The organism is Embleya sp. NBC_00888 (assembly GCF_045207655.1).
Taxonomy (GTDB): Bacteria; Actinomycetota; Actinomycetes; order Streptomycetales; family Streptomycetaceae; genus Embleya.
Genome location: NZ_CP108784.1, coordinates 910,992 through 923,612, shown reverse-complemented (window position 1 = coordinate 923,612; position 12,621 = coordinate 910,992). Strand labels below are relative to the sequence as shown.

The following is a 12,621-nucleotide window of genomic DNA, read 5'->3' as shown; positions in this document are numbered from 1 at the left end:
CGCGGGCGTCCGCCGCCGTCAGCGATCCGGCGTCGGGGCCCACACCCCGGCGGCGGTACCGGCGCGCACGTGCTCCTCGTACGCGACCACCTTGCCGTGGATGACGTCCAGGCTCGCGTTCAGGTCGGCGACCCGGGCCCGCACGGTCTCCTCGTGTTCACGCAACAGGGCCAGTCGTTGCGGCTCGTTGCCCGGGCCCGAGCGCACCAGCGCGGCGAACTCCTTGAGCCGGGCGATCGGCAACCCCGAGTCGCGCAGCCGATTGCACAACAACAGCCAGTCCACGTCCGCGCGTTCGTACACCCGCCGGCCGCCGGCGGAGCGCGGGATCGGGCGTAGGAAGACGCCCTCGCGCTCGAAGAAGCGCAGCGCGTGCACGCTCAGCCCGGTCGCCTCGGCGACCTCGCCGATGGACAGGCGATCCGTGTCCTCGGTCCCACCGACAGTTCCACCGACAGCCCCGATCATGCGGATGAGGCTACCTCGGGCCGGACGTTGACCTAGACCGCACTCCAGCTTCTAGCGTCGCGGACATGATCATCACGCAACGCCGGATCGGTTCCGGCTTCGGCGCCCACAGCAGTACCCACGACGTCCTGGCCGGCATCGACCTGTCCGACACGACCGCGCTGGTCACCGGCGGATACTCGGGCCTGGGCCTGGAGACCACCCGCGCGCTGGTCGCGGCCGGCGCGCACGTGATCGTGCCCGCCCGCAGGGTCGACCCGGCCAGAGCCGCGCTGGGCGACCTGCCCGGCACCCGGGTGCACGCCCTCGAACTCGCGGACCAGGAGAGCATCCGCGTCTTCGCCGACGGGCTCCTGGCCACCGGCCGCCCGCTCGACCTGATCATCTGCAACGCGGGTGTGATGGCCTGGCCGAAGACCCTGGTCGGGCCGGGCTGGGAGGCCCACTTCGCGATCAACCACCTCGGCCACTTCGCACTGGTCAACCGGCTGCTTCCGGCTCTGACGCCGGGCCGCGCCCGGGTGGTGTCGGTGGCCTCCTCGGGACACTTCCTCTCCGACATCCGCTGGGCCGACCCGCACTTTCGCAACGGCTACGACCGATGGGTCGCGTACGGGCAGTCCAAGACCGCGAACGCGCTCTTCGCTCGACACCTGGACGAGCTCGGCGCGAGTCGGGGTGTGCACGCCTTCGCCCTGCACCCGGGCAGCATCCTGACCCCGCTGCAACGGCACATCCCCCGCGAGGAGCAGCTCGCACAGGGCTGGATCACCCCCTCCGGCGCACCGGCCGCCGGTTTCAAGACACCCGCCCAGGGCGCGGCCACCACCGTCTGGGCGGCCACCTCGGCACTGCTCGACGGGCACGGCGGCGCCTACCTCCAGGACTGCGACATCGCCGAGCCCGCGACCGGCGACGACATGCTCGTGGGCGGGGTCAAGCCCTGGGCCGCGGACCCGGAGCGGGCGGCCCGCCTGTGGCGGATGTCGGCCGGACTCACCGGAGTGGACGCGTTCGGCTGACCGCGGAGACCCGGTCGCGCGGGGCCGGCGTGGCGCGTTCCGGTCGGTCCCGCCCGGTCGTGTGGCGGCCTTATCATCCACATGACCGACAACTCGGTGACCGCGCTCGGCCCGAGCGCGCCGGGTGGCGACGACCCCGGGAGCGACCTTGTCCGACGCGCTGGAATACCACGCCCTGCACATCGCGGTGGAGACCGAGAGCGAGGGCCGGGCGATCCTCGAGGAACTCGCCCGGGATCCGGGGCGGTTCGGCGAGATCGCCCGGAAACGTTCCAAGGACCCGCTGTCCGCCGCCAACGGCGGCGATCTGGGTTGGGGGCAGGAGGACGACTACGCCGACGCGTTCGCCGAGGCGTTGGTGCGGCTGCGTCCCGGTCGACTGAGCGATCTCGTCGCGTCCCAGTACGGCTTCCACATCATCAAGCTCGCGGGCACCCGCCCGGCCCGCTTCGTCGACGAGGACTGACCGGGCAACGCGTTCCTCGCGCGCGGCCGGTCCGGACGCGAGCGCCGGGCGGGTTCGATCGCGGCGCCGGGCGAGTCGGGACGCGGGTGTCGGACGGATCCGGGCGTGGGCCGGGCGGGTCCGCACGCGGCACCGGGCAGAGCCGGACGCGGGCGTCGGTCGATTCCGGGCGTGGGCCGGGCAGGTCCGATCGGTGGAAGCGCTCTTCGCGTGCGGGTGGGCCGGTGCGAAAGGGGATGCATCCGCAGGGCGACCGCGCGCGTGCAAAGGGTGGGGCCGTCGGTTCCGTCGGGACCCCGTCGCACGGCCGTCCGATCGAAGGGGACCGCGAGATGACTCGTACTCGGCAGACGCAGGACACCCACCGACGCATGTCGAGGAAGGTGTTCGGCGCCGCGGCCGTCGCGCTCGCCGCGATCGGCGTCTGCGCGGCGCCCGCCTCGGCCGTGCGCTTCGGCACCGACGCGCCCGCCGGTGCCGCGCCGTACGCCGTGGCCCTGTTCACCGCCGACGGCCAACAGTTGTGCGGCGGAACGCTGGTGGCCCCGAGGAAGGTGCTCACCGCGGCGCACTGTGTGAACGGGCTGGAGGACCCGACCGCCATCACGGTGGTCGCCGGGCGCCTGGACCTGTCCGGCACGGGCGGACAGACCCGCAAGGTGACGAAGACCAAGGTGCACCCGAAGTTCGAGGAGGGCACGCTCACCTACGACGCGGCCGTCCTCGAACTGGACCGCTCGCTGAGCCGGAAGCCCCTGCCGATCGCCGGCGCGAAGGACGACGCGCTCTACAAGGTCGGCAACAAGGCGACCGTCTACGGGTGGGGCAAGACCGACGGCGGCGCGACGACCACGCGGCTCAAGCGGACCACCCTGGTGCTCTCGCCGCTGCCGCGGTGCGAGCCCTACACGTTCCCCGAGGACAGCCCGGCCACCCGGGTGTGCGGCCAGGCGCCGGCCGACAACCCCGGCACCAGCATCTGCCGCGGCGACTCCGGCGGGCCGCTGGTGGAGAAGGGGAAGCTGATCGGGATCGTGTCCACCGGCAACAAGTACTGCACGGGCGAGCAGCCCGAATCGGTGTTCACCCGGGCGAGCGCCGTGACCAAGGGGCTTGGTCTCTGAGCGGTTCCGGGAGTCCGGAACACCGCGTGATCCGCCACGGCTGAGCAGGCGGGTTCGGCCGAACAACCGTATTCGTGAGGACGAGGGCGCGTCGCCGATCGGGCGGCGCGCCCTCGTCGATCCCGCCGCACACCTGCCCGTCCGCCCTCCATCAGCCCAGGCCCGCGCGGGTCGATCTCGCTATACACACTAGGTATACCTGCTATGTATAGTGCTCCGCATGTCAATCGGACACACCCTGCTCGGGCTCCTGGAGTCCGGCCCCCGCCATGGCTACGACCTCAAGCGCAGCTTCGACGAGCGCTTCGGGCGAGACCGTTCGCTCGCCTACGGCCAGGTCTACTCGACCATGTCGCGGCTGCTGAAGAACGGGCTCGTGGAGATAGACGGCCTCGAGACCGGCGGCGGCCCCGAGCGCAAGCGCTACTCGATCACCGACGCCGGGGTCACCGACGTCGAGCAGTGGCTCGGCCAACCCGAGAAGCCCGAGCCCTACCTCCAGTCGACGCTCTACACGAAGGTCGTCCTGGCGCTGCTCACCGGCCGGGACGCCAACGAGATCCTGGACACCCAACGCGCCGAGCACCTGCGCATGATGCGCGACCTCACCCGGCGCAAGATCGACGGCGACCTCGGCGACCGACTGATCTGCGACCACGCGCTGTTCCACCTCGAAGCGGACCTGCGGTGGCTGGAACTGACCACCGCACGCCTCGGCGAACTCACCCAGGAGATCCGCACGTGACCGACGCCCTGCTCAGTGGCCAGGATCTGCACAAGACGTATGGTGCGACGCCCGCGCTGGCCGGCGCGGAGTTCACCATCCGCGCGGGCGAGGTCGTGGCCATCATGGGTCCGTCCGGATCGGGCAAATCCACGTTGCTGCACTGTCTGGCCGGCATCGTCCGGCCCGATTCCGGTGCCATTCGCTACGACGGCCGCGACGTGACCGCCATGACGGACGGGCAGCGCAGCGCGCTGCGCCGCGGCGACTTCGGTTTCGTCTTCCAGTTCGGCCAGTTGGTACCCGAGTTGACCTGCCTGGAGAACGTCGCGCTGCCGCTGCGGCTGAACGCGGTCAAGCGCAAGGAGGCCGAGGCGAGAGCCCGCGAGTGGATGGAGCGCCTGGAGGTCGCCGACCTCGCGGGCAAACGACCCGGTGAGATCTCCGGCGGGCAGGGCCAGCGGATCGCGGTGGCCCGCGCCCTGGTGATCCGCCCGCGGGTGGTGTTCGCGGACGAGCCGACCGGTGCGCTGGACTCGCTCAACGGTGAACGTGTCATGCAGATGTTGATCGAGGCGGCCCGCACCACCGACGCGGCGATCGTGCTGGTCACCCACGAGGCCCGGATCGCCGCCTACTCCGACCGCGAGATCGTGGTCCGCGACGGCCGGTCCCGAGACATGGCGCGTGCCGCGTGAAGGTGTGGCGCGACCTGGGAATGGGCGCCGGATTCGCGGTCACCGGCGGCCGGGAGGGCTGGACCCGTACGCTGCTGACCGCGATCGGGGTCGGGCTGGGCGTGGCGCTGTTGCTGCTGACCACCGCGATCCCCGGCGCGCTGGGCGCCCGGGACGACCGCGGGCGGGCCCGGGACGAGCACGCGGGCCGGGCGGCCGAAGCCGGCGCGAACACGCTGCTGATCGGGATGGCGGACACCGCCTACAAGGGTGAGGACATCCGCGGCCGGATCCTGCGCGCGGAAGGCCCGGACGCGCCGATCCCGCCGGGATTGCGCAAGCTGCCCGGCCCGGGCGAGATGGTCGTCTCGCCCGCCCTGGCCGAACTGCTCGGCTCGGACCGGGGGCGGTTGCTCAAGGAGCGCTTCCCCTACCGCACGGTGGGCCGGATCGGCGACCACGGGCTGATCGGTCCGGACGAACTGGTCTACTACGTCGGCAGCGACGCGCTCGCCGCGGACTCCATGTCGACGTTGCGGATCACTGGGTTCGGCAACTCGATCCCGGCGGAGAAGCTGGACGCCAGGCTGCTCCTGCTCGTCCTGGTGATGTTCGTGGTGCTGCTGATGCCGGTCGCCGTACTGATCGCCACGGCGGTGCGGTTCGGCGGCGAACGGCGCGACCGACGGCTCGCGGCGCTGCGGCTGGTGGGCGCGGATTCCCGGACCACCCGCTGGATCGCGGCCGGTGAGGCGCTCGCGGGCTCGCTGTTCGGGCTGCTCTTCGGGCTCGGCTTCTTCCTGATCGGTCGGCAACCGACCGATGTCGCGGCGGCGTTCGACCTGAGCATCTTCCCGAGCGACCTGGATCCGAGCGTACCGCTCGCGGTCCTGGTGGCGCTCGCGGTGCCGGCCGCCGCCGTCGCGGTGACGCTGTTCGCACTGCGCTCCGTGGCGATCGAGCCGCTCGGCGTGGTGCGCACCAGTACGCCGATCCGGCGCCGGGTGTGGTGGCGGTTGTTGCTGCCGCTCGCGGGCGTGGCGCTGTTGTTCCCGATGATCCGTCGCGGTGCCGATCGCGGCGAGTTCAACGAACTTCAGGTGGTCGCCGGCACGGTTCTCCTGCTCGTCGGTGTCACCGCGCTGCTGCCGTGGCTGGTCGAGGCCGTGGTGTTCCGGCTCGGCGCCGGTCGGGTGCCGTGGCAACTCGCGGTGCGCCGGCTGCAACTGGGCAGCGGCCTGGCCGCGCGGTCGGTCAACGGCATCGCGGTCGCGGTGGCCGGCGCCATCGCATTGCAGATGCTCTTCCTCGGCGTCGATCAGGACTACGTCAAGGAGACCGGCCAGGACACCGAGCGGGCGCAGATGTCGATGTCGTCCGATGTGCGGGCGGGCAGCGACAAGGTCGCCGAGATCACCCGGGCGATCCGGGAGAGCAAGGGCGTGCGGTCCGCCTTCGGGTACGCGAGCACCCGGATCGGCGATCGGGCGGCGGACCCGGGCGGCTCGACCTCGTTGACCATCGGGAACTGCGACGCGCTGCGCGAGCTGGCCCGGATCGATCGATGCGCCGATGGCGACACGTTCATCATCGAGGCCCGCGCGAGTCCGTTCGGCGAGATGCAGGTGGCCCCCGGGCAGCAGGTCATCGTCGATCCGTCGTACGGCCCGAACTCGGAACGGTCGGCCCGTACGCCGTGGCGGATTCCGGCGGCCGCGGCGGCGGTTCCGGGGCGGGCCGACCCGAGCGGGCGTTCGTACGACGGCGTGCTGGCGACGCCGAGCGCGGTGCCGGAGGCCGCGACCAAGCGCCTGACCCTCTCGATGGACATCCAAATCGACCCGGCGGCTCCGGACGCCCGGGACCTGGTCCGCAACGCCGCGGCCCGGGTCGACCCGCTGTCCTCGGTCTACGATCTGTCCTCGACCGAGGAATCGCGGCGGTTCGCCAACGTGCGCACGGCGCTGTTCATCGGCACGGCCGTGGTGCTGGCGCTGATCGGCGCGAGCCTGCTGGTGACCATGCTGGAGCAACTGCGCGAGCGGCGGAAATTGTTGTCGGTGCTGGTCGCGTTCGGCACCAGGCGCAGCACGCTGAGCTGGTCGATCCTGTATCAGTCGGCGATCCCGGTGGTCCTGGGGCTGATGCTCGCGGTGGCCACCGGCGTGGGGTTGGGCGCCGCGCTACTCGGGATGGTGGGTCGGCCGTTCACCGTGGACTGGTCCGGGATGGCGGCGATGACCGGGATCGGCGCGGGGGTGGTGTTGCTGGTCACGGCGCTGAGCCTGCCGCCGCTGTGGCGGCTGATGCGACCGGACGGGCTGCGTACGGAGTAGGGGTGCGCGGGCCCCGGTCGATGGATGGTGGTGGTGCCGGGTGCGGATTTCCGAGCCCGGCATCGCCGTTTCGCGGGTGGTGTCGTGCCGCCGCACCAGCGGGGTGTTCAGGCGCCGCTTGTTCACCGCGATGGCGGCGTATCCGGGCAACCCGGCGCAGTGCCGGCGCGGTTCGGGTCGGCATCGGGCGCCACCGAGAGCGTGAGCGCGCCCCCCGGGACGCGGGGCACGCCTTGCGGCGCGGCCGCCCGGGCCGGCGGGCCGGGCTCGGCGGCTGTCAGGCCTTGCGGGCGACCGCGCCGAACTGCGGTACGACCGGGGGCAGTTCGTCGGCGGGGGCGTCGGTGCGCCAGCGGGAACAGGAGACGATGCCCGGTTCGAGCAGTTCCAGACCCTCGAAGAACCGGGTGAACTCGGCGCGGCTGCGGGCGGTGATCGGCGGTTTCGCGTTCTCGTTCCAGAACCGCATCGCCTCGACGTTGCCCTCGCCGCCGAGTTCCGTGGTCGGGTGGGTCACCACGAGGTAGCTGCCGGAGGGCACCGCCGCCATGAGCCGGCGCACGATGTCCACGGCCGTGTCGGTGTCCAGGATGAAGTTGAGGCTGCCCAGGAGCATCACCGCGATCGGTCGCTCGAAGTCCAGCGTCGCCTTCGCGGTCGCGATGATCGCGTCCGGGTGGTGCGCGTCGGCGTCGATGTAGTCCGTGGCGCCTTCGGGGGTGCTGGTGAGCAGGGCTCGGGCATGCGCCAGCACCAGGGGATCGTTGTCCACGTACACGATCCGCGCGGTGGGGTCGACCCGCTGGGCGACCTCGTGCGTGTTGTCGGCGGTGGGCAGCCCGGTCCCGATGTCCAGGAACTGGTCCACGCCCGCCTCGCCGGCCAGGAATCGCACCGCGCGGCCCAGGAAGACCCGATCGGCGCGGGCGACTTCGCCGATCGAGGGGAACATGTCGGTGACGTGGTCGCCGACCTTGCGGTCGATCGGGTAGTTGTCCTTGCCACCCAGCCAGTGGTTCCAGACCCGGGCGTTGTGCGCCACGTCCTGACTCGATGTCGGCATGCCCTCGTCGGGTCGACTCTCGCTCACGGGGTGGTTCCTCTTCCCTGCGCGCCGTGCACCCGGCGCCTGTTCGCCGTTCAGCGGGCGCGCTTCGAACGAAGGGCGGCATCGACCGGCGCGATCGAACCGGTTCCCGAACCATTGTGCCAGGCGCCGACCGTTCGGTTCGCTTCGGTGGCCGGGCGTGTCGGGCTCGGGTGGACCGGAGCGTGCGCGGCTCGCCGTCGTGCCGATCGGCGCCGCTGTGGCCGGGGCGCGGCGGGTCGGCGATGGTGGAGGGATGACCGAACGACGCTTCGACACCTGGGCGCTCGGCGACGCGTACGAGCGGTACATGGGGCGGTGGAGCAGGGCGGTCGCGGCCGAGTTCGTGGCGTGGCTCGACGCGGACGCGGGGCTGCGCTGGGTGGACGCGGGCTGCGGTACCGGCGCGTTGACCGCGACCGTGGTGGACCGGTGCAGGCCCCGGTGGGTGCTCGGGCTGGACCGGTCGGCCGGATTCGTGGCCCGGGCTCGGGCCGCGGTGCCGGCGCCGGCCGGGTTCGTGGTCGCCGACGCCCTGGCGCTGCCGGTCCGCGACGCGGCGTGCGATGTGCTGGTCGGCGGGCTGGTGCTCAACTTCCTGCCCGCGCCCGACACGGCGGTGCTGGAGGCGACCCGGGTGGTGCGGCCCGGTGGGTTGGTCGCCGGGTATGTGTGGGACTACGCCGAGGGCATGGGATTGCTCCGGTGGTTCTGGGGCGCCGCCGGTGCGGTGGATCCGGTGGCGGCCCGGTGGGACGAGGGGCGGCGGTTCACGGTGTGCCGCCCGGATCGGCTGCGTGCGCTGTGGTCGGCGGCGGGACTGGTCGACGTGTCGGTCGTGCCGATCGAGGTGGTGACGGGGTTCGCCGACTTCGACGACCTGTGGGAGCCGTTCCTGGCCGGGCAGGGACCCGCGCCCGGCTACGTGGCCGCGCTTTCGCCGCCCGCCCGGGACCGGTTGCGGGAGGCGCTGCGCGCGGCGGTGCCGACCCGGGCGGACGGGTCGATCACGCTCACGGCCAGGGCCTGGGCGATCCGGGGCACGCGGGCGGGGGACTGAGTCGGGTGCGTGGGGGCGGGGACGGAGTCGGGTGCGCGGGTTGCCAGGCCGTGAGTCGGGTGCGCGGGTTGCCGGCCACCGAGTCGGGGGTGCGGGCTGCCGGTGATCGTGGTCGGCACCGATGAATACGAATGCGCCCTCGGAGCACTTCCGGTCCGGGGGCGCGTGCGCGGGCGGATGGCGACGGTTGTCGGTGCGCCGGAGTGGGCGTGGGGGTGCGGCGGGTGGGGTCGGTGTCGGGATTGTCGGAATTCCCGAATGGGGTGGAGGTCGTTGCTTTGCATATGCAATTGCATGCGTATCACTCGGGAGAGTGGATTCGCCATGCGTGCGGGTCCGCTCGGGGGTAGGTGCGAAAATCGGGCCGATCGGACGCTTTGACGAATTCCGATCGGATCTTGGCGGCACCTGTGCTTTTATGTTTCCGGGCCTGCGGTTCTCGGCGGTTCGGTGGGTCACTGCTGTCGGATCCGCAGGACGTCCTCGATCGTTTCGGATACTCGGGGCCGTGCCCGTGCATTTGCATTTCCGCGGATTCGTTGGTGCCGGAGAAATTCTGGGAGTAGCTTCCGAAACGTCGAATGACCCCGGATGGCGGTCACCCGTCCGAGGTCATCGGGAACAACGATCAAGGAATCGAAGATGTTGATCGAGTTATCCGGCGGAGGGTTTTCGGACCGCCTCCGGCGATTCCCGAAAGTACCATTCCGTGCTTTCGCTCGGGGGGAACGATGCGAAGTCCGAGGATCGACGAGGCGGGGTGCGAGGACGTGGAGATCGCGGGCGTTGCGGGGGCCGCGGGCACTGCGAGTGTCGCGCTCGGATCGGGCGCCCAGGGGTCGTTCGTGAGGCGCGTGCGTATCGCGAGCCGGGACGTTTCCGGGCTCGCCGTCGCCGCCTCGGTCGAAACCGGAGGGGAGAAACAGGGGATGAACGCCCGGAGGGGCATCACCCGGTGCGCGGCGTGCGGTCGACGATTCGCACAACGCAAGGTGACCGGCCGCAAGCGGCTGTACTGCGACCCGACGTGTCGGCGACGGGCACAGCGGGTGCGCGAGCGGGCGCGGGCGCAGGCACGGGCACAGGTGCGCGGGATGTCGGTGCGGGTCGAGGCGGGCGAGCGGGCTGCCCGGGTGCGGGCCGCGGAGGCCGTCGAGTCCACCGAGTTCACCGAGCACGCCGGTCGGGTCGATCCTCGCGGCCTGGAGACGGGAATCGTGGCGATCCTGCGCCGGGTGGCGTGCGCGCTGGAGGAGGCCGAGCGCACGCGTGAGCCGCTGCGGGTGCGGCTGGCCTACGCGGATCGGCTCAGCGGCGAGACCCAGCGCTATCGGGCGGTGGTGGGGGAGGCACGTCCGGCCTCGGCGACGCGGCTGCGTCCGGAGTGGTCCGCGCAATTGGCCGCGCGGCTGGGCGCCCGGGCGGACCCCGGCGCGGACGCCGGCGGCGACGAGGACCTCTCGTCGTCGCAGCACGCGGGCGAGCGGTTGGCCGCCGCGTTGCGTGAACTGCGCCGTGCCGACGGAGTGACCGCCGCGGAGTTGGCCTGGCAGGCGGGGATCAGCGAGGCATTCCTGGACCGGATCCTGGCCGGCGAGGTCTGGGCGTCGTGGCCGGTGGTGGAGACGCTGGCCGGGAAACTGGGCGGCGAGGCGCGCGAGTTGCGTGCCCTGTGGGAGTGCTCGCGCGGGATCGACCACCACATCCGACGCGAACTTCGGGACCTGGCACTGCTGTTGGCGCAGATGTTGCGCGGCCTGTGGCTGGCCGCCGGGCGACCCGTGCCGGAGCGTATCGGCGGCGCGCCGCTCACCCCCGACTCGGTGGGGCGCATCCTGGCCGGCGAGCTGATTCCGGATCGCGGCACCGCCGAACTTCTGGTCGAGCGCCTGGGCGCGCACCCGGATGTGATCCGCCGGTTGTGGACCCACGTGCACTACGGCGTCCTGATCCGCCTCGGCGACACCGGATTCCCACCCGGTGGACTCCCCTTCACGGCGCTCACGGGCGCCGACCCGGGTGCGGACGCCCGTCCCGGTGTTGCCGATGTCCGGTGACCCGCGTGCGACCCGGCCCGTCGGTCTCGTCGCGCCCGCCGGAGTACGCGCAGGCGCAGGCGTGGTCGGGCGGTCCCGTGCTCCGCTCGACTTCGCCGCGTTCTGCCTGCTCTACCGGGCCCGTTGGGCGCAGTACGCCCGCCTGCGGGTGGGTGACCGGGTCCGCGGGGATCGAGCCGTGCAATCGGCGGTGGCGGAACTGGCCGTCAACTGGGCGGACATCCTGCGCGGACCGAACCCGACCGCCGGTGCGTGGCGGATCCTCGGCCGGGCGGTCATCCGCGCCCCCGGCCCGATGCCCGTCCCCGCGCGGGACACCCTGCACGACGCGCTCCCTTGGCCCCAGGCGGACGCGGTGCTGCTCCACTATCGGCTGGGCCTGACCCTCACCGCGACCGCCGACCTGATGGGCACCGACCCACCCGAGGTGGCGGCACACCTGGTCGCGGCCGAACGCACCCTGCCCAGCGCCATGGTCAAAACCCTCGAACGCAACCCCGAAGCGAGCAACGGCCCATCGTGACGGAGCATTCCGACCGCGTCGGGCCGCGACGGACGTCGTCCGGTGGATGGTTTCGGCGGCGCTCGACGGCGGGCGGGGCGGATCGCGTCGACATCACGAGCGGGTCGAGCACCGGGCTTCTCGAAGGAGTGGCTGTCCGGGGGCCGGGTGCGCGCCTAGCATGGCCGGGGGCGGCCGGGACGGTGGCGGCGTGCCCGGGCGGGTGCGGAATCGAGGGGGTCTGGTGGGGGACGCGAAGAAGCACGTTTTCGAGATCGACGTGGACACGCCCAGTGCGGCTCGGATGTACGACTGGTATCTCGGCGGTACGGACAACTACCCCGCCGATCGGGTGGCTTGTGCGGAGCTGCTCAAGATCGTGCCCAGTACCTGCGAACTGGCGCGCAACAACCGGGCGTTCCTCCAGCGGGTGGTGCGGGTGCTGGCCGCCGAGTACGGGATTCGCCAGTTTCTCGACCACGGATCCGGGCTGCCGACGCGGGAGAACGTGCACCAGGTGGCTCAGGGTGTCGATCCCGATTCCCGGGTGGTCTACGTCGACAACGACCCGATCGTGTTGGCGCACGGCCGGATGTTGTTGGAGGAGAACGACAACACCGCGGTGATCCAGGCGGACATGACCGACACCGCCGGCATCTTCGACCACCCCGAAGTGCGGCGACTGATCCGTCTCGACGAGCCGGTGGCCGCGTTGTTCGTGTCGGTGCTGCACTGCCTGCCCGATGCGGCCGAGCCCGCCGCGATGATCCGTCGGGTCGCCGAACGGCTGCCGGCGGGCAGCTTCATGGTGATCTGCCAACTGGTCAGTGAGGACGCGAAGATCCGGGACGGGGTCAGCGACTTCATGGCCGAGGCGACCGGCGGCAACTGGGGACGGGTACGCGAACCCGCCCAGGTGGACGCGTACTTCGCCGGGCTGACCATCATGAAACCGGGCCTGGTCGAGGTCTCCACGTGGCGACCCGACTCGCATGTCACCGCGCGCCAGGAGACCGAGGAATGGATCGAGTACGGCGGCCTGGCCCGGATTCCCTGACCGTACCCGGACCGCCCGCCGATCGCCGGGACACCGGCGCG

Annotated in this window: 12 protein-coding genes; 10 read left to right on the top strand and 2 right to left on the bottom strand. The window is 71.8% G+C overall.

Features of this window, described 5'->3' with window-relative positions; all coding sequences use genetic code 11:
* Window positions 1-18 precede the first annotated feature (18 nt).
* A complete protein-coding gene (locus tag OG948_RS03605; RefSeq protein WP_406293767.1) occupies window positions 19-468 on the bottom strand; it encodes a MerR family transcriptional regulator in 450 nt (149 codons plus the stop codon).
* 65 nt (window positions 469-533) lie between these two features.
* Here OG948_RS03605 and OG948_RS03600 point away from each other — a divergent pair, with 65 nt between their 5' ends.
* From OG948_RS03600 to OG948_RS03575, 6 genes are all read left to right on the top strand, one after another.
* Complete coding sequence (locus OG948_RS03600; RefSeq protein ID WP_406293766.1) at window positions 534-1,490, top strand: SDR family NAD(P)-dependent oxidoreductase; 957 nt, start codon at window positions 534-536, stop codon at window positions 1,488-1,490.
* A gap of 148 nt (window positions 1,491-1,638) precedes the next feature.
* Window positions 1,639-1,956, top strand: coding sequence for a peptidylprolyl isomerase (locus OG948_RS03595; protein ID WP_406293764.1), 318 nt, complete (start codon window positions 1,639-1,641; stop codon window positions 1,954-1,956).
* A gap of 332 nt (window positions 1,957-2,288) precedes the next feature.
* Entirely contained in the window at window positions 2,289-3,080 is a 792-nt protein-coding gene (locus OG948_RS03590; RefSeq protein WP_406293763.1) for a S1 family peptidase, read from the top strand.
* Window positions 3,081-3,300: 220 nt separating this feature from the next.
* Window positions 3,301-3,825, top strand: a complete 525-nt coding sequence (locus OG948_RS03585; protein ID WP_406293761.1) for a PadR family transcriptional regulator — start codon at window positions 3,301-3,303, stop codon at window positions 3,823-3,825.
* Entirely contained in the window at window positions 3,822-4,502 is a 681-nt protein-coding gene (locus tag OG948_RS03580) for an ABC transporter ATP-binding protein (protein ID WP_406293760.1), read from the top strand. Before OG948_RS03585 ends, OG948_RS03580 begins: the two co-directional genes overlap by 4 nt.
* 20 nt (window positions 4,503-4,522) lie before the next feature.
* Window positions 4,523-6,817, top strand: a complete 2,295-nt coding sequence (locus OG948_RS03575; RefSeq protein ID WP_406300173.1) for an FtsX-like permease family protein — start codon at window positions 4,523-4,525, stop codon at window positions 6,815-6,817.
* Between the two features lie 277 nt (window positions 6,818-7,094).
* On the opposite strand, the gene OG948_RS03570 is transcribed toward OG948_RS03575, so the two are convergent.
* Complete coding sequence (locus OG948_RS03570; protein ID WP_406300172.1) at window positions 7,095-7,880, bottom strand: SAM-dependent methyltransferase; 786 nt, start codon at window positions 7,878-7,880, stop codon at window positions 7,095-7,097.
* Window positions 7,881-8,160: 280 nt separating this feature from the next.
* Here OG948_RS03570 and OG948_RS03565 point away from each other — a divergent pair, with 280 nt between their 5' ends.
* The 4 genes from OG948_RS03565 to OG948_RS03550 all read left to right on the top strand — a co-directional run bounded on the left by OG948_RS03565 (window position 8,161) and on the right by OG948_RS03550 (window position 12,580).
* A complete protein-coding gene (locus OG948_RS03565; protein WP_406293758.1) occupies window positions 8,161-8,964 on the top strand; it encodes a class I SAM-dependent methyltransferase in 804 nt (267 codons plus the stop codon).
* A 929-nt stretch (window positions 8,965-9,893) separates the two neighbouring features.
* Window positions 9,894-11,021, top strand: a complete 1,128-nt coding sequence (locus OG948_RS03560) for a helix-turn-helix domain-containing protein (protein WP_406293756.1) — start codon at window positions 9,894-9,896, stop codon at window positions 11,019-11,021.
* 61 nt (window positions 11,022-11,082) lie between these two features.
* Window positions 11,083-11,544, top strand: coding sequence for a hypothetical protein (locus OG948_RS03555; protein ID WP_406293754.1), 462 nt, complete (start codon window positions 11,083-11,085; stop codon window positions 11,542-11,544).
* Window positions 11,545-11,767: 223 nt separating this feature from the next.
* Window positions 11,768-12,580 carry an SAM-dependent methyltransferase gene (locus OG948_RS03550; RefSeq protein WP_406293752.1) on the top strand — a complete coding sequence of 271 codons (813 nt, stop codon included), beginning with the start codon at window positions 11,768-11,770 and terminating at the stop codon, window positions 12,578-12,580.
* Window positions 12,581-12,621 lie beyond the last annotated feature (41 nt).

Excerpts from the sequence above, each read along its gene's own strand:
- OG948_RS03590 (WP_406293763.1), top strand. The coding sequence starts at position 2,289 with ATGACTCGTACTCGGCAGACGCAGGACACCCACCGACGCATGTCGAGG.
- OG948_RS03575 (WP_406300173.1), top strand. The coding sequence starts at position 4,523 with ATGGGCGCCGGATTCGCGGTCACCGGCGGCCGGGAGGGCTGGACCCGT.
- OG948_RS03565 (WP_406293758.1), top strand. The coding sequence starts at position 8,161 with ATGACCGAACGACGCTTCGACACCTGGGCGCTCGGCGACGCGTACGAG.
- OG948_RS03600 (WP_406293766.1), top strand. The coding sequence starts at position 534 with ATGATCATCACGCAACGCCGGATCGGTTCCGGCTTCGGCGCCCACAGC.
- OG948_RS03585 (WP_406293761.1), top strand. The coding sequence starts at position 3,301 with ATGTCAATCGGACACACCCTGCTCGGGCTCCTGGAGTCCGGCCCCCGC.
- OG948_RS03570 (WP_406300172.1), bottom strand. The coding sequence starts at position 7,880 with ATGCCGACATCGAGTCAGGACGTGGCGCACAACGCCCGGGTCTGGAAC.
- OG948_RS03560 (WP_406293756.1), top strand. The coding sequence starts at position 9,894 with ATGAACGCCCGGAGGGGCATCACCCGGTGCGCGGCGTGCGGTCGACGA.
- OG948_RS03605 (WP_406293767.1), bottom strand. The coding sequence starts at position 468 with ATGATCGGGGCTGTCGGTGGAACTGTCGGTGGGACCGAGGACACGGAT.